Source organism: Cupriavidus ulmosensis, assembly GCF_977008105.1.
The window spans coordinates 1,757,936-1,773,637 of the sequence record NZ_CDRMWP010000001.1 but is presented as its reverse complement, the minus strand read 5'-3'; the positions used below and the strand labels follow the sequence as shown (position 1 = coordinate 1,773,637).

Genomic DNA, 15,702 nt, shown 5'->3' with positions numbered 1-15,702 from the left:
CCTGAGCGCCTAGCCGTCGGCGCGAGCCTGCGCGGCTTCGGCGCGGAACGTCATCAGCGCGCACGCGGCACCGGCCGCCGCCGCCAGCGCGGCCAGCCCGAAGGTATGGGCCGGCCCCAGCGCCTTCCAGGTCCAGCCCATCGCCAGCCCGCCCAGCGTGCCGCCCAGGCCGTAGGAAATGCCGGTGTAGAGCGCCTGGCCGCGCCCTTGCAGCGGCCCGGCGAACCAGCGCTGCAGCCGCTTGAGGCTGGCGCTGTGGTGCGCGCCGAAGGTGGCCGCGTGCAGCACCTGCACCAGCGCCATCAGCCATGCCAGCTGCGCCAGGTAGCCGGTCAGGCCGAAGCGCAGCGCCGCCAGCACGAAGGTGCCGGCCAGGATGGCGCGCAGCGGCACGGCGTCGAACAGCCGGCCCTGGTAGAAGAAGAACACGATCTCCGCCACCACGCCGATGGTCCACATCACGCCGATGGCGAACTTGCTGTAGCCGAGCTGCTCCAGGTAGAGCGAATAGAACACGTACAGCGCGGCGTGCGCGAACATCATCAGGAAGGCCGAGGCCATGAACCAGCGCACGTCGGCGCGCCGCAGCAGCGGCAGCGCCGGCGGCGGTTTCACGCGCGGGCCTTCCTCGGGCGCGTCGCGCAGGCCGAACACCACCACCAGGAACAGCGCCAGCATGGCGCTGGCCAGCCACGGAAAAGCCTCCATGCCGAGCCGCCCGAACAGCGCGCCGCCCAGCAGCACGGCGGCGATGAAGCCGGCCGAGCCGAACATGCGGATGCGCCCGTAGCGGTGGTCGAAGGCGCCGTAGCGGCGCAACGTGGAAATGGTGAGCGCGTCGCCCAGCGGCGACATCGCGCTGGTGATCAGGTTGAGCCCGATCATCATCGCCATCATGCCGCCGTAGCTGGTGATGCCCGGCACCGCCAGGAAGGCCAGCAAGGCGCTCACGCCGGCCAGGCGCAGCAGGCGCACCCGGGTATGCATCACGTCCGACAGCCAGCCCCAGAAATACGGGCCGACGATGCGGCTGACCTGGAAGCACGCCATCAGCACGCCGATCTGCACCGGGTTGAAGCCGCGCCCGGCGAAGAACAGGCTCACATAGGGCGAGATGACGCCGACATAACCGTAGTAGCCGAGATAGAACAGGCCGAAGCGCGTCTCGGACAGGCGCCCGGCCGGCCCGGCGCCGGCCGCTTGCGTGGCCGTCTCGCCGGCCCGCGGCTGGACCCGCGCCAACTCAGCGCGGCTGGCCGGACTGCGGCGCCTGCGCGGGGATGCGCGGCGTGTCGACCTTGACGTCGCCGCACTGGGCGCGCTGGCGCAGCGCGTGGTCGATCAGCACCAGCGCCAGCATGGCCTCGGCGATCGGCGTGGCGCGGATGCCCACGCACGGGTCGTGGCGGCCGAAGGTCTCCACGGTGGCCGTCTGGCCGGCCTTGTCGATCGATTCGCGCGGCGTGCGGATGCTGGAAGTGGGCTTGATCGCCAGCGAGACGGTCACGTCCTGGCCGGTCGAGATGCCGCCCAGCACGCCGCCCGCATTGTTGGTGCGAAAGCCCTCCGGCGTCAGCTCGTCGCCATGCACGCTGCCGCGCTGGCCGACGCTGTCGAAGCCGGCGCCGATCTCCACGCCCTTGACCGCGTTGATGCCCATCATGGCGTGCGCGATGTCGGCGTCGAGCCGGTCGAACAGCGGCTCGCCCAGGCCCACCGGCACGCCGCTGGCCACCACCTCGATGCGCGCGCCGACCGAGTCGCCGTCGCGGCGCAGCGCGTCCATGTAGGTTTCCAGCTCCGGCACGATCTCCGCGTTGGCGGCGAAGAACGGGTTCTGCGGCACCTCGGCCCAGTCCATGAACGGCACCTGGATCTCGCCCAGCTGCGACATGTAGCCCCGGATCTCGGTGCCGTACTGCTCGCGCAGCCACTTCTTGGCCACCGCGCCGGCCGCCACCACCGGCGCGGTCAGGCGCGCCGACGAGCGGCCGCCGCCGCGGTAATCGCGGATGCCGTACTTCTGCCAGTAGGTGTAGTCGGCGTGGCCCGGGCGGAAGGTCTCGACGATGTTGCCGTAGTCCTTGCTGCGCTGGTCGGTGTTGCGGATCAGCAGGCAGATCGGCGTGCCGGTGGTCTTGCCTTCGAACACGCCGGACAGGATCTCGACCTGGTCGGCCTCCTGGCGCTGGGTGACGTGGCGCGAGGTGCCGGGCCGGCGGCGGTCCAAGTCGCCCTGGATGTCGGCCTCGCTCAGGGCCATGCCCGGCGGGCAGCCGTCCACCACCGCGCCGATGGCCGGGCCGTGCGATTCGCCGAACGTGGTGACTGTGAAGAGCAGGCCGAGGGTATTGCCGGACATGATGGAGAACCGCGACAGCGCGTGGAAATTGGGGAACGGGCTACATTGTAAGGCTTTTGCCGCCCGCCCGGCCCCGCGCCGGCGTGCGGCGAAGCCGCCGCATGCCGGCCGCGGGGACGCCTCAGCGCCACTCGCCGCGCAGGCCCTGCACCACCTGCTGCAGGCTCTCCGGCGTGGCCAGCTCCGGCGCGATCGGGTCGCCCACCACCAGCTCCAGCCGGTTCAGGATGCCGCGCCGGAACGGCCGCGACATGGCCGCGCCGCCCTGGCGCGAGAAGAAGCTGCCCCACAGCCCGCGCAGCGCCATCGGCACCACCGGCACCGGCGTGCGGCGGATGATCTGCTGCACGCCCTGCTTGAACGGATTGATCTCGCCGTTGGCGGTGATCTTGCCCTCGGGGAAGATGCAGACCAGGTCGCCCTCGGCAAGCGCGCGCGCCACCTCGTCATAGGCGCGCTCGAGCATCTGCGGGTCTTCGTGCGCGGGCGCGATCGGGATCGCCTTGGCCTGGCGGAAGAACCACGACAGCAGCGGCACCTTGAAGATGCGGTGATCCATGACGAAGCGCACCGGACGCGGGCTGCCCGCCATCAGCACCACCGCGTCGGCGAAGCTGACGTGGTTGCAGACCAGCACCGCCGGGCCCTCGGCCGGGATGCGCTCGGCGTTCACGCGCCGCAGCCGGTACACGGTGTGCACCAGGATCCAGGCGATGAAGCGCAGCAGGAATTCGGGCACCAGGCTGTAGATGTAGATCGCCACCACCGCGTTGAGCACGCCCACCGCCAGGAACAGCTCGGGGATGGTGAAGCCGGCCTGGGTCATGACCATCGCCATCAGCGACGAGGCGATCATGAAAAAGCTGTTGAGGATGTTATTGGCGGCGATGATGCGGGCCCGGTGCGTGGGCGCGCAGCGGCTCTGGATCAGCGCGTACAGCGGCACGCTGTAGAAGCCGCCGAACATGGCCAGCAGGAACAGGTCGGCCAGCACGCGCCAGTGGCGCGGCTCGGCGAGGAAGCCGGCCAGCCCCGACAGTTCGGCGTGATGCTCGCCGTGGCTGCCGAAGAACAGGTCGAGCGCGAACACCGTCATGCCGATCGAGCCGAACGGCACCAGCCCGATCTCCACGTGCCGCCCCGACAGCCGCTCGCACAGCAGCGAGCCGGTGCCGATGCCGAGCGAGAACACCGCCAGCAGCAGCGTCACCACGTTCTGATCGCCGCCGAGCACGTCCTTGGCGAAACTGAAGAACGAGGTCAGGAAGGTCGCGCCGAGGAACCACAGCCAGGAAATGCCGAGCAGGCTCAGGAACACCGTGCGGTTGGTGCGCGCCAGCGCCAGGTTGCGCCAGGTCTCGGTAAACGGGTTCCAGTTGATGCGCAGGTCCGGCTGCGGCGCCGGCGAGTCCGGCACGCGCGCCGACACCACGCGCCCGGCCAGCGCCAGCAGCACGCAGGCCGCGCCCACGTAGAGCGGCCCCGTCATGCGCCCGCCGTGCGCGATGCCGGCCAGCTCGCCGCCCAGCAGCGTGCCGAGCAGGATGGCGACGAAGGTGCCCATCTCCACCAGCCCGTTGCCGCCGACCAGCTCGGTTTCATCGAGGTGCTGCGGCAGGTAGGCGAACTTGACCGGGCCGAACAGCGTCGAGTGCAGGCCCATCAGGAACGTGCCGAGGTAGAGCAAGGCCGCGCTGTGCAGGGCGAAGCCGGCCAGGCCCAGCAGCATGATGCCGATCTCCAGCGTCTTGACCATGCGGATCAGCCGGGACTTCTCGATCTTGTCGGCGATCTGCCCGCTGGTGGCCGAGAACAGCACGAACGGCGCGATGAAGATGGCCGAGATCAGGAACGCCGCGCTGCGGGCGTCGACGCCCTCGAACAGGGCCGTGTGGTAGGTGACGAGGGAGGTAAAGGCAACCTTGAACAGGTTGTCGTTCATGGCCCCGAGGAACTGGGTCCAGAAGAACGGGGCGAAACGGCGCGAGCGGAGCAGTCGGAATTGGTTTTGTTGGCTCATGTAGACAGGAAAGAGATGACCCCGGCAAGCCGGATGCCCGTGGCGGGCCCCCGGCGCGACACTGCTGGCAACGTGGCTGCCGCCGCGGGCGCGCCCGCGGCGCGCGCACCCGATGCACACCCGATGCATACCCGCGGCGCTTGATTCCGTTCACATCGCCGCGGCGCCGCCCGTCCGGCGCCCGCGGCGCGCCGCCGGCCTCAGTCGGTCTTTTCTTCCGGCCAGTCGCGGATGTAGGCCTTGAGCATGCGGTTCTCGAAGCTCTGCTCCTCCACCACCGCCTTGGCCACGTCGTAGAAGGAAATCACGCCCATCAGGGTGCGGTTGTCCATCACCGGCAGGTAGCGCGTGTGGCGTTCCAGCATCATGCGGCGCACTTCGTTGACGTCGGTTTCCATCGTGCAGGTCAGCGGCGCGTCGTCCATCACCTTGCGCAGGCTGAAGGTGCCCACCGAGCCGTTGTTGGCGGCCAGCGTGTTGATGATCTCGCGGAAGGTCAGCATGCCGACCAGCTCGCCGTACTCCATCACCACCAGCGAGCCGATGTCGTGCTCGGCCATCGTCCTGACCGCCAGCTGCAGCGAGGTGTCGGGCGTCACGGTAAAGAGCGTGTTGCCCTTGATCTGCAGGATGTCGCTGACTTTCATGGTGGTCTCCGCTTGCTGAATCTGCTTGTATGTATCTGCTGATGTACTGCCGCTGTGATGGCGCCGCGCCGCCGGCCGCGCCGGGCCGGTTCCGCCCTGGCGCGGCGCGGGCACGGGCCGGCACCGCCGGATGGGCCGATCCTAGCCGAAACCGCCCGCCCAAGTAAAGCGCGGCGGCCCCGCGAGCCGCCCCGGCGCGCGCTTTGCCGTGCCCCGGCGCCGTCGCCGGATGCTACGATGCGCACCGGAGACAACTCTTGCCCTGGAAGCCATGTCCGGTACCCGATTCGACACCCTGGCGCTGCATGCCGGCGCCGCCCCCGACCCCGCCACCGGCGCGCGGGCCACGCCCATCCACCTGACCACGTCCTTCGTCTTCCGCGACAGCGAGCACGCCGCCTCGCTGTTCAACATGGAACGCGCCGGCCACGTCTACTCGCGCATCTCCAACCCCACCGTGGCGGTGTTCGAGGAGCGCGTCGCCGCGCTGGAGAACGGCGCCGGCGCGATCGGCGTGGCCTCCGGCCAGGCCGCGCTGCACCTCGCCGTGGCCACGCTGATGGGCGCCGGCTCGCACATCGTGGCGTCCAGCGCGCTGTACGGCGGCTCGCACAACCTGCTGCACTACACGCTGCGCCGCTTCGGCATCGAGACCACCTTCGTGCAGGCGCGCGACATCGACGCCTGGCGCGCCGCCATCCGGCCCGAGACCCGGCTGCTGTTCGGCGAATCGCTCGGCAACCCCGGCCTGGACGTGCTCGACATCCCCACGCTGGCCCAGCTCGGCCGCGACCACGGCATCCCGCTGCTGGTCGACTCCACCTTCACCACGCCCTACCTGCTCAGGCCGTTCGACCACGGCGCCGGCCTGCTCTACCACTCGGCCACCAAGTTCCTGGGCGGGCACGGCACCACCATCGGCGGCGTGCTGGCCGAGGGCGGCACCTTCGATTTCGAGGCCTCCGGCCGCTTCCCCGAGCTGTCGGAGCCGTATGCCGGCTTCCACAACATGGTGTTTACCGAGGAAAGCACGGTGGCGCCGTTCCTGCTGCGCGCGCGCCGCGAAGGCCTGCGCGATTTCGGCGCCTGCCTCAACCCGATGGCCGCCTGGCAACTGCTGCAAGGCATCGAGACCCTGCCGCTGCGCATGGCCCGGCACGTGGACAACGCGCGCCGCGTGGTGCAGTTCCTGGTCTCGCACCCGATGGTGGAGTCGGTGGCCTACCCCGAGCTCGAATCCCACCCCGACTACGAACTCGCCAAGCGCCTGCTGCCGCGCGGCGCCGGCGCCGTGTTCAGCTTCAACCTCAAGGGCGACCGCGCCGCCGGCCAGCGCTTCATCGAAAGCCTGGCGCTGTTCTCTCACCTGGCCAACGTCGGCGACGCGCGCTCGCTGGTGATCCACCCCGCCTCCACCACGCACTTCCGCATGGACGCGGCGGCGCTGCAGGCCGCCGGCATCGGCGAAGGCACCATCCGCCTGTCGGTCGGCCTGGAAGACGCGGACGACCTGATCGACGATCTCAAGCGCGGCCTCAAGGCCGCCGAGCGCGCCATGAGCGGCAAGGGAGGGCAAGCCTGATGGAACTGACGATCGCGGGCCGCAAGGCCTACGCCTACACCGGCGGCAAACCCTTCAACCCGGCCCTGCCGTGCGCCGTGTTCGTGCACGGCGCGCAGAACGACCACAGCGTGTGGGCCCTGCAGACGCGCTGGTTCGCCAACCACGGCTTCGGCGTGCTGGCGGTGGACCTGCCCGGCCACAACCGCAGCGAAGGCGCGCCGCTCAAGACCATCGAGGCGATGGCCGACTGGGTGGCCGAACTGCTGCGCGCCGCCGGCGTCGCCGCGCCGGCGCTGGTGTTCGGCCACAGCATGGGATCGCTGATCGCGCTGGAAACCGCCGCGCGCCACCCCGATGCGGTGCGCGCCATCGCGCTGCTGGCCACGGCCTACCCGATGAAGGTCTCCGACGCCCTGCTCGAAGCCTCGCTCAAGCAGGTAGACCAGGCCATCGCGATGGTCAATGCGTGGTCGCACTCCAGCCTCGCCAACAAGCCGTCCTCGCCGGGACCCGGCTCGTGGATGCAGGGCGGCAGCCAGCGCCTGATGGAGCGCGTGGCGCAGCGCAACCCGCAGGGCCACGTCTTCCACAACGACTTCTCGGCCTGCAACGCCTACGCCAACGGCGAAGCCGCCGCCGCCGCGGTGCGCTGCCCGGCGCTGTTCATCAGCGGCAGCAAGGACATGATGACCTCGCCCAAGGCCGCGCTGGCGCTGGCGGCGAAAATGGCCTCGGCCAGCACCGTCTCCGTGCCCTGCGGCCACGCGCTGATGGGCGAAAAACCCGACGAAGTGCTCGACGCGCTGGCCGCGTTCGCGCGCAAGGCGGTGGCGGCGGGCTGAGCGAGGCTTCGGCCCAAAGGCACGCCGACCCTCTCCCCCGACCCCTCTCCCGCAAGCGGGAGAGGGGAGCAAACCCCCGGCGACTGGCGAAGCCCGCGAATGGGCCCACACCGCGCGAGCTGGCCCAAGCTAGGTGTCCTCCCTCTCCCCTCACGGGGAGAGGGCCGGGGAGAGGGGCGGTTTAGCTAGGAGCCACATCAAGCAGGGCCAACGGTGTTGTCCGGCATGGCAGCCCCGTGAAGACCCCTCTGGACACCCGCCCCACGCCGGCTAGACTGAAACATGCCGCACCCCCACAGGAGTACGACATGCCCCAGGCACGCCCCCGCGAATTCCGGAATTTCGCCGCCTTCTACCCGTTCTACCTGAACGAGCACCGCAACCTCACCTGCCGCCGGCTCCATTTCGCCGGCTCCACGGTGGCGCTGCTGTGCCTGCTGGCGCTGCTCGTCAGCGGCAACTGGTGGTGGCTGGCGGCGGCCGCGGTGTCGGGCTATGCCTTCGCCTGGGTCGGCCATTTCGGGTTCGAGAAGAACCGCCCGGCCACGTTCCGCCACCCGTTCTACAGCCTGATGGGCGACTGGGTCATGTACGCCGACATCTGGCGCGGCAGGATTCCGTTCTAGCCGCGCGCGCGGCTCAGATCTGGCCGTGCCAGCCCGGCGGCACCACTTCCAGCGCGCGGCGCGCGCCCTCGGCCGGACGGCCGGGCGCCGCCGCTTCCTCTTCCGCCAAGACCTGGGCCTGCGCCTGCCGCTGCGCGAACACCGCTTCCAGCGGCTGGTCCAGGCGCGGGTTGTCCAGCACCTGCCGCAGCGCGTCGGCGCCCTGCAACTGCTGCGCCAGCGCGGTGCGCGGCAGGCGCGGCAGGTTCAGCACCAGGCGGTCGTGCAGCGTGCGCAGCGTCACGTGGGCGGGGTCGCACAGCAGCGCCCAGTGGGCCTGGCCGCGGTCCTGCGCCAGCTTGCCGATCAGGTGCATCGCCTTGAGCCGGCCGAGCAGGCCGGACAGGTAGTCCGCTTCCACCCGCAGCTTGCGCCCGAGGTCGAGCTCGCCGATGCTGCGCGGCACTTCGTCGCGCGCGCGGTAGAGCAGGTAGAGCACGCCGAGCGCGTCGAAGAACTCGCTGCCGGCGAACGTGCGGCGGCGCCAGTAGCCCTGGCGGATCACCGGCAGGTTGGCGGCGATGGTGGCGCCCAGCAGCGTCACCAGCCAGCTCAGGTAGATCCACAGCAGGAAGATCGGCAGCGCGGCAAAGGTGCCGTAGACCGCGGTGTAGGTCGGGATGTGCGTGACGAAGTAGCCGAAGCCGCGCTTGGCGAACTCGAACGCCAGCGCCGCCACCAGCCCGGCGGTGATGGCGTCGCGCCACTCCACGCTGGCATTGGGCACGGCGATGTAGAGGAAGGCGAAGGCCAGCGCCGACAGCACCACCGGCGTCAGGCTCACCAGCAGGCCCAGCCCCAGCGGCATGGTGCCTGCGTAGCCGGCCGAGACCGAGATCAGGTAGGAGCTGATCGACAGGCTGGCGCCGATCAGCACCGGCCCCAGCGTCAGCACCGCCCAGAACACCAGCACGCGCTGCGCCAGCGGGCGGCGCTGCTTGACGCGCCAGATCGCGTTGAGCGCGTCCTCCACCGTCAGCATGGTCAGCACCGAAGTCACCATCAGGCCGCCCAGGCCGGCCGCGGTCAGGCCCCTGGCGTTCTTGGAAAACTGCCCGAGATAGCTGGTGATGGAATCGCTGACATTGCCGGGAATCAGGTTCTGGAACAGGAAGGTCTCGATGGAGCTGCGGAACTCGCGGAACACCGGGAACGCGGCCAGCAGCGCGAACGCCACGGTCAGCACCGGCACCACCGCCAGCACGGTGGTGAAGGTCAGGCTGGCCGACACCTGCGGCAGGCGGTCCTCGGCCGCGCGGCGCAGCGCGTAGCGGGTCAGTGCGCGCAGCTTCTGCAGGTTCCATTCCCTGCGCAGGCGGACGATGCGGGCGGCGAACATGCAGGGGCGGGCTCCTGGCGTGATGCGGTGATGATGGGCGGTGATGACGGGCGGCAATGATCGGCAGCAATCGGTAGCAATCGGTAGCAATCGATAGCAATCGGCGCCGGCGACGCCGCCATGACGGCTCCGGCGGGCCGCGCCGGGGCCACAACTATAATACGCGCATTGCCCGGCGCGCCGCGCCCGGCGCCAACCAGCCTGCCCTCGCTGCCTGCCGCCCGGCGCGGCCAGCCGCAGCCCCGTCCATGACCGACATCCTCGTCCTCTACTACAGCCGCCACGGCAGCACCCGCAAGCTCGCGGAACTGATCGCCCACGGCATCGACAGCGTGCCCGGCGCCCATGCCCGCCTGCGCACGGTGCCGCCGGTATCCACCGTCAGCGAAGCCACCGCGCCGGACATCCCCGCCGACGGCCCGCCCTATGCCGAGCTGCGCGACCTGGAGGAATGCCAGGGCCTGGCGCTGGGCAGCCCGACCCGCTTCGGCAACATGGCCGCGCCGATGAAATACTTCCTCGACGGCACCGTGGCGCAATGGCTGTCGGGCGCGCTCAGCGGCAAGCCGGCCTGCGTGTTCACCGCCACCGGCAGCCTGCACGGCGGCCAGGAAACCACGCTGCTGTCGATGATGCTGCCGCTGCTCCACCACGGCATGCTGCTGGTCGGCCTGCCCTACTCGGAAAGCGCGCTGATGACCACCACCGGCGGCGGCACGCCCTACGGCCCCAGCCACCACGCGCGCGTGGACAACAGCGCGCCGGTGTCCGAGGACGAAGCCGCGCTGGCGCGCGCGATGGGCCGCCGCCTGGCCAAGACCGCGCTGCGGCTGGCCGCCGGGAGCCGCGCATGAGCGCCGCGCCGGCCGGCGCCGCGGCCACCGACGGCGCGCTGCACAGCGCCGCGCTGTACCGCCTGAGCGCCGGCAGCCTGCTCGCGCTGATCGTGCTGTGCATCGCCTGGGAATGGTTCCTCGCGCCGCTGCGCCCGGGCGGCTCGTGGCTGGTCCTCAAGTTCCTGCCGCTGCTGCTGCCGCTGCGCGGCGTGCTGACGCGCAACCGCTACACCATGCAGTGGTCGTCGATGCTGATCCTGCTGTTCTTCACCGAAGGCATCGTGCGCGCCACCAGCGACCGCCCGCCCTCCTCCGCGCTGGCGTGGCTCGAGGTGGCGCTGACGCTGCTGTTCTTCTTCGCCACCATCCTCTACCTGCGCCCGTACAAGCGCCGCGCCCGGGCGCTGCAGCCGGCCCGCCGCAAGTAGCCGCGCCGGCAACCACGCCCGCCATACCAGAAGCCGCACCGGACCTCACCATGACCGCCACGCCGTTCGAATCCTTCCTCGCCCTCTGCCGCGCCGCGCTGGGCAGCCAGCACGTGCTGACCGACGACGCCGACAAGGCGCCCTACCTGACCGACTGGCGCAAGCGCTACACCGGCGAGGCCATCGCCGTGCTGCGCCCCGGCACCACCGAGGAAGTCGCCGCCGCCGTGCATGCCTGCCACGCGCACCAGATCGCGATGGTGCCGCAGGGCGGCAACACCGGGCTGTGCGGCGGCGCCACGCCGATGGCCGGCACCGGGTCCGTGGTGATCTCGCTGCAGCGGCTCAACCGCGTGCGGCAGGTCGACCCGCTCAACAACACCGTCACCGTGGAGGCCGGCGTGATCCTGCAGCAGCTGCAGGACGCCGCGCGCGAGCACGGCCGCCTGTTCCCGCTGAGCCTGGCGGCCGAAGGCAGCTGCACCATCGGCGGCAACCTCGGCACCAACGCGGGCGGCACCGGCGTGCTGCGCTACGGCAACACGCGCGAGCTGTGCCTGGGGCTGGAAGTGGTCACGCCGTCCGGCGAGGTCTGGGACGGCCTGCGCGGCCTGCGCAAGGACAATACCGGCTACGACCTGCGCGACCTGTTCATCGGCGCCGAAGGCACGCTCGGCATCATCACCGCCGCCGTCATGAAGCTCTACCCGCTGCCGCGCGCGCGCGTGACCGCGCTGGCCGCGGTGGCCAGCCCGCGCGCCGCGCTGGCGCTGCTGGCCATCGCCCAGCAGCGCGCCGGGGCGCTGCTGACCGGCTTCGAGCTGATGTCGCAGATGTGCCTGTCGCTCGTCACCACGCACTACCCGCAACTGCGCTATCCGTTCGACCGCCCGCATCCGCAGGTGGTGCTGCTGGAACTGTCCGACAACGAAAGCGAGGAACACGCGCGCGCCATCTTCGAGGCCATGATGGAAACCGCGTTCGAGACCGGCGTGGTGGAAGACGCCGTGGTGGCCGAGTCCGTGCAGCAGTCGCGCGACTTCTGGAACCTGCGCGAGCACATCCCGCTGGCGCAGGTGGAGGAAGGCAAGAACATCAAGCACGACATCGCCGTGCCGATCTCGCGCGTCGCCGACTTCATCGACACCACCGACGCGCTCATCCAGCAGGCCTTCCCCGGCGCGCGCATGGTCACGTTCGGCCATCTCGGCGACGGCAACCTGCACTACAACGTGTCGCCGCCAGCGGGCCAGAACCACGACGCCTTCCTCGACAACAGCCCCGCCGTCAACGCCATCGTGCACGACAGCGTGCACGCCCACCGCGGCTCGATCTCGGCCGAGCACGGCCTGGGCCAGCTCAAGCGCGAGGAAAACCGCCGCTACAAGAGCGAGGTCGAGCTGGCCATGATGCGCGCGGTCAAGCAGGCGCTGGACCCGCGGGGGCTGATGAATCCCGGCAAGGTGGTCTAGCGTCCGGCGCCCGGAGAACGCCTGCCCTAGCCGGGCAGGCAGCTTTCGATGCCACGGATGACCACGTTCACGTACAGGTCGAAGCTCGTGTCCATCGGCGCGTCGGTGCCGTTCTGCCACCTGACGATGAACGCCTTGTTGGCCATGTCCGGCAGGTATCGGGCCAGCGTGGGATAGTCCATCGCGCGGATCGAACGGGTCCGCTCCTGCAGCTGCCGCGCCCAGGCTTCCGTGTCGTCCTTCGGCACCGATGCGTATTCCAGGGTCGGAAAGCCCACCATCGTGGAGACCACGACGTTGTACATCTCCAGCATGCGGTCGTCCGGGCAGCCCGCGGCGCGCAGCACCGAGAGAATGCGGTCGATCAGCGTCGGGCTCAGGCTCGCGTTCGCCACCAGCTGGGCGCCCACCAGCTGGGCGATGTTCGGATGCCGGCGCATGACGTCGCGGCAGCGGACGAACAATTCCCTCAGCCAGTCCTGCCACGCCAGCTCGCCCGGCTCGGGCGCGACGTCGACCATCGTGGTCTCGACCACGGACGCCAGGAGGTCGTCGCGCGTGGCCACGTGCCAGTACAGGGCGGCGGGATAGACGCCCAGCGAGCGGGCAACGTCGCGCAGGCTGAACGCCATCACACCGTTGCGGTCGATCTGCTCGAGGGCGGCCGCGACGATCTTCTCCCGGGTCAGGGCCGGTCCCGAAGCCCTCCCCCGCGGCGCGCGCGCCGCCTCCTTCCTGGCGGCGGGCGGCGCGGCCGGCACCGCCCGCTTGCGAACGCCCTGGGCGGACGCGCTCTTCTTCGCCCCGGCGCCAGCCGCGGCTTTGACCGCAGCTTTGACCGCGGTCTTGACCGTGCCCTTGTCGCCTGCCCTGGTCCTCGTGGTCCCCGCGCTGCTGGTGCTCCTGGTGCCCCTGGTCCCTGTAGCCATCATGTCTCTTACTTGGTGTTCAGTAAGATCATTGTACGCCAACCGACACCCCGGGCCGATGAGCGCGGGCCGGGAGGGTCAGGCTATCGTGAGCAGGCGCCGGGGATTTTCCACCAGGATGGCGTCGACGTCCGCCTGGCTGAATCCGCGCTGGCGCATGCGCGGCGCGATGTTGGCGAACATGTGCTGATAGCCATGTCCGCCATACCGGCCCAGCCGGGTGCGCGTGCAGATGTCCTGGCTCATCAGGACCTGGTCGCGATGGCCCCGCTCCACCAGCAGCCGGACCATCTTCAGCCTGGCGCCGTCGTTCGGCATGTCGATCTCGCTGGACATCGGATAGTAGCTCTGCTCCCAGCCGAAGAGATCGAACTCGATCACGCATCCGGTATCCGCCAGGCGCAGCAGGCGGTCGTCGTCGAAGATGGTGCGGTCCACATGGCTGATGATCACGCGCCCGACGCCGTGCCCGGCCGCCTCGATGAACGACACGATCTCCGCGGGCTGGTCCGGATGCCGGCCCGGATGCACGTTGATGGCGGCGCCGGTCTCGGCCTGAGCGATCAGGGCGCCGCGCATCACGCGCTGCTCGAGCTCGGTCCACGGCGACTGGCAGCCGATCTCGCCGATGATGCCGGCACGGATCCCGGTGCCCCACGCGCCCTGCGTCAGCTGCGCGATCATCTCGGCGGCAAAGCTGTCGACGGTCCTTTCGTGATTCGCGGGGTCCTGGTAGGCATGCACGTAGTGGCCGCAGCCCATCACGATGTGGGCGCCGGTGGTGCGCGCGATCCGCGCCAGCCCCTCCGGGTCGGGCTTGAGCCCGCCATTCGTCAGGTCGACGATGGTGCGCCCGCCCGCGCCCATCATCTCGCGCACCTCCTCGACGGCCACGTCGATCTGGTCGAGCTGGTAGTTCTTCAGGTACGACTTCTGGCCATTGCCGATGCCCCAGCAATTGCACAGCGTGATCTCCGCCTCCTGCGCGGCCGGGCCGCCGGCAAGCAGCGCCGGCGGCGGCGTCAAGTCGATGAGCAGGTGCTCGTGCATCAGCGTCGGGCCGAGCTCGCCCGGATCGACCGGCCCGAGCACGGTCTGGACGATTCCTCTTGTTTTTCCCGGCGTCTGGTCAGGGTTCGCATTCATGGCAATTTCGAACATGCGTGTGCAGTTTCACAAGGGCCGCCCGAACGATAGCTGGAGCGGTCGCGCGGCCCGGGGGGGGATCCGGAGCGGTTCAGTCCAGGCGCGCGTGCGCCGCGTCCCGGATCGTCAGGACGGCGGGCAGCGAGACCAGCGCGACCAAAGCGAGGAACGTGCCCGCCGCGGTCGCCGCGCCGGTGCCCTGGATGATCCACGTCACCGTCAGCGGCGCAAACCCGCCGAACAACCCGGCGCAGGCCCCGGCAACCGAGATGCCCGTGGTGCGGATGTAGGTCGGGAAGGCTTCGGTGAGGTAGGCCGGGCCGGCGCCGGCCAGCAGCGAGTAGAGCGCCACCAGCGAACACTGCACGGCCAGGAACACCGGCACCGATCCGGGGTGCGACAGGACCGCGCCGTAGAGCGGATACGACAGCACCAGGAAACCGGCGCATCCGGCCAGCAATACCGGCTTGCGGCCGATGCGGTCGGATACGTGGCCGAACGCCGGCGCCAGCACCGCCGTCAGCGCCAGCGCGATGGTCACCGACCACAGCGTTTCGCTGCGCGTGAGGCCGCCGTAGGTCTGGCCGAAGGTCGGCATGTACACGGTCACCATGTAGGAGGCCACGCCCCAGATGGCCACGAAGACGATGGCGTGCAGGATGCGCCGGGAGAAATCCGCCCGCGACAGCCGGCCCGACGGCGACGCGGAGCGATAGACCGGCGGCTCCGCGATGTTGCGGCGCATGTACGCGCCGACCGGCCCGAGCACCGCGCCCAGCAGGAACGGAATCCGCCAGCCCCAGCCTTCGAGGTCCGCGGCGCCGAGCGAGGACGCCAGGATCGCCGTCACGCCCGACCCCAGCAGCAGCCCGATCGCGATGCTGGATTGCTGGAACGCGCCGACGAAGCCGCGCCGGCCCTCGCCCGCCCACTCGGTGATGAACGCGGTCGCGCTGCCCCATTCGCCGCCGGCGGCAAAGCCCTGCACCAGCCGCGCCAGCACCAGCAGGACCGGCGCCAGCACGCCGGCCGTGGCGTAGGTCGGCAGGATGCCGATGGCGACCGTGCTCCCGGCCATGAGGAAGATGGTCAGCGTGAGCACCGTCTTGCGGCCGCGCCGGTCCGCGAGATGGCCCAGGACGATGCTGCCCACCGGCCGCGCCACGAAGCCGACGCCCAGCGTGGCGAAGGCGATCAGCAGCGAGCCCACCCCGCTTGCCGACGGAAAGAAGCTCCTGGCGATGATGGCCGCCAGGAAACCATAGACGCCGAAGTCATACCACTCGAGGATGTTCCCCGCGACGCCGGCGACGACCGCCTTGCGCCTCGCCTTCGCGCCGCCTCGCGGCGCGGCGCCGGACTGCGCCGCAGGCGGCCCGCTGGTTGAATCCGTGCCTGAGTCCGTTCTTGAATCGGTCATTGCGTTCATGGCCAAGCCCTGCCTGTTCGTTC

General features: G+C 70.3%; 14 protein-coding genes. 6 read left to right on the top strand and 8 right to left on the bottom strand.

Features of this window, described 5'->3' with window-relative positions; translation table 11 throughout:
• Positions 1-9 precede the first annotated feature (9 nt).
• From ACWTPI_RS08000 to ACWTPI_RS07985, 4 genes are all read right to left on the bottom strand, one after another.
• On the bottom strand, positions 10-1,242 hold the full coding sequence (locus ACWTPI_RS08000) for an MFS transporter (RefSeq protein WP_020202582.1): 1,233 nt from the start codon (positions 1,240-1,242) through the stop codon (positions 10-12).
• A gap of 1 nt (position 1,243) precedes the next feature.
• Positions 1,244-2,362, bottom strand: a complete 1,119-nt coding sequence (aroC, locus tag ACWTPI_RS07995; RefSeq protein WP_454731377.1) for a chorismate synthase — start codon at positions 2,360-2,362, stop codon at positions 1,244-1,246.
• A gap of 121 nt (positions 2,363-2,483) precedes the next feature.
• On the bottom strand, positions 2,484-4,382 hold the full coding sequence (locus tag ACWTPI_RS07990; RefSeq protein WP_020202580.1) for an MFS transporter: 1,899 nt from the start codon (positions 4,380-4,382) through the stop codon (positions 2,484-2,486).
• Positions 4,383-4,582: 200 nt separating this feature from the next.
• Positions 4,583-5,029: a CBS domain-containing protein gene (locus ACWTPI_RS07985; protein WP_020202579.1), complete on the bottom strand. Its 447-nt coding sequence runs from the start codon at positions 5,027-5,029 to the stop codon at positions 4,583-4,585.
• A 271-nt stretch (positions 5,030-5,300) separates the two neighbouring features.
• Between ACWTPI_RS07985 and ACWTPI_RS07980 the strand changes: the two genes are divergently transcribed.
• The 3 genes from ACWTPI_RS07980 (at position 5,301) to ACWTPI_RS07970 (ending at position 8,061) form a co-directional block, all read left to right on the top strand.
• Complete coding sequence (locus ACWTPI_RS07980) at positions 5,301-6,611, top strand: O-acetylhomoserine aminocarboxypropyltransferase (protein ID WP_020202578.1); 1,311 nt, start codon at positions 5,301-5,303, stop codon at positions 6,609-6,611.
• A complete protein-coding gene (locus ACWTPI_RS07975) occupies positions 6,611-7,435 on the top strand; it encodes an alpha/beta fold hydrolase (RefSeq protein WP_020202577.1) in 825 nt (274 codons plus the stop codon). Before ACWTPI_RS07980 ends, ACWTPI_RS07975 begins: the two co-directional genes overlap by 1 nt.
• Positions 7,436-7,743: 308 nt before the next feature.
• Positions 7,744-8,061 carry an Mpo1-like protein gene (locus ACWTPI_RS07970; protein WP_454731376.1) on the top strand — a complete coding sequence of 106 codons (318 nt, stop codon included), beginning with the start codon at positions 7,744-7,746 and terminating at the stop codon, positions 8,059-8,061.
• Positions 8,062-8,074: 13 nt separating this feature from the next.
• On the opposite strand, the gene ACWTPI_RS07965 is transcribed toward ACWTPI_RS07970, so the two are convergent.
• On the bottom strand, positions 8,075-9,439 hold the full coding sequence (locus tag ACWTPI_RS07965) for a YihY family inner membrane protein (RefSeq protein ID WP_020202575.1): 1,365 nt from the start codon (positions 9,437-9,439) through the stop codon (positions 8,075-8,077).
• Between the two features lie 248 nt (positions 9,440-9,687).
• On the opposite strand from ACWTPI_RS07965, the gene wrbA reads away from it, so the two are divergent.
• From wrbA to ACWTPI_RS07950, 3 genes are read left to right on the top strand one after another with little or no spacing between them, the layout of a single operon-like run.
• Positions 9,688-10,293, top strand: a complete 606-nt coding sequence (gene wrbA, locus ACWTPI_RS07960) for an NAD(P)H:quinone oxidoreductase (RefSeq protein WP_454731375.1) — start codon at positions 9,688-9,690, stop codon at positions 10,291-10,293.
• Complete coding sequence (locus ACWTPI_RS07955; protein WP_059413143.1) at positions 10,290-10,703, top strand: DUF2069 domain-containing protein; 414 nt, start codon at positions 10,290-10,292, stop codon at positions 10,701-10,703. The genes wrbA and ACWTPI_RS07955 overlap by 4 nt, the downstream gene beginning before the upstream one ends.
• 50 nt (positions 10,704-10,753) lie before the next feature.
• Complete coding sequence (locus ACWTPI_RS07950; RefSeq protein ID WP_059413144.1) at positions 10,754-12,175, top strand: FAD-binding oxidoreductase; 1,422 nt, start codon at positions 10,754-10,756, stop codon at positions 12,173-12,175.
• A 26-nt stretch (positions 12,176-12,201) separates the two neighbouring features.
• Here ACWTPI_RS07950 and ACWTPI_RS07945 read toward each other — a convergent pair whose 3' ends face one another.
• From ACWTPI_RS07945 to ACWTPI_RS07935, 3 genes are all read right to left on the bottom strand, one after another.
• Positions 12,202-13,107 carry a TetR/AcrR family transcriptional regulator gene (locus ACWTPI_RS07945; protein WP_454731374.1) on the bottom strand — a complete coding sequence of 302 codons (906 nt, stop codon included), beginning with the start codon at positions 13,105-13,107 and terminating at the stop codon, positions 12,202-12,204.
• Between the two features lie 75 nt (positions 13,108-13,182).
• The gene (locus ACWTPI_RS07940) at positions 13,183-14,250 is read right to left on the bottom strand and encodes a phosphotriesterase family protein (protein ID WP_454731373.1); all 1,068 of its coding nucleotides are present in this window, start codon (positions 14,248-14,250) and stop codon (positions 13,183-13,185) included.
• Positions 14,251-14,341: 91 nt separating this feature from the next.
• Positions 14,342-15,670: an MFS transporter gene (locus ACWTPI_RS07935; protein WP_454731372.1), complete on the bottom strand. Its 1,329-nt coding sequence runs from the start codon at positions 15,668-15,670 to the stop codon at positions 14,342-14,344.
• Between the last annotated feature and the right edge of the window lie 32 nt (positions 15,671-15,702).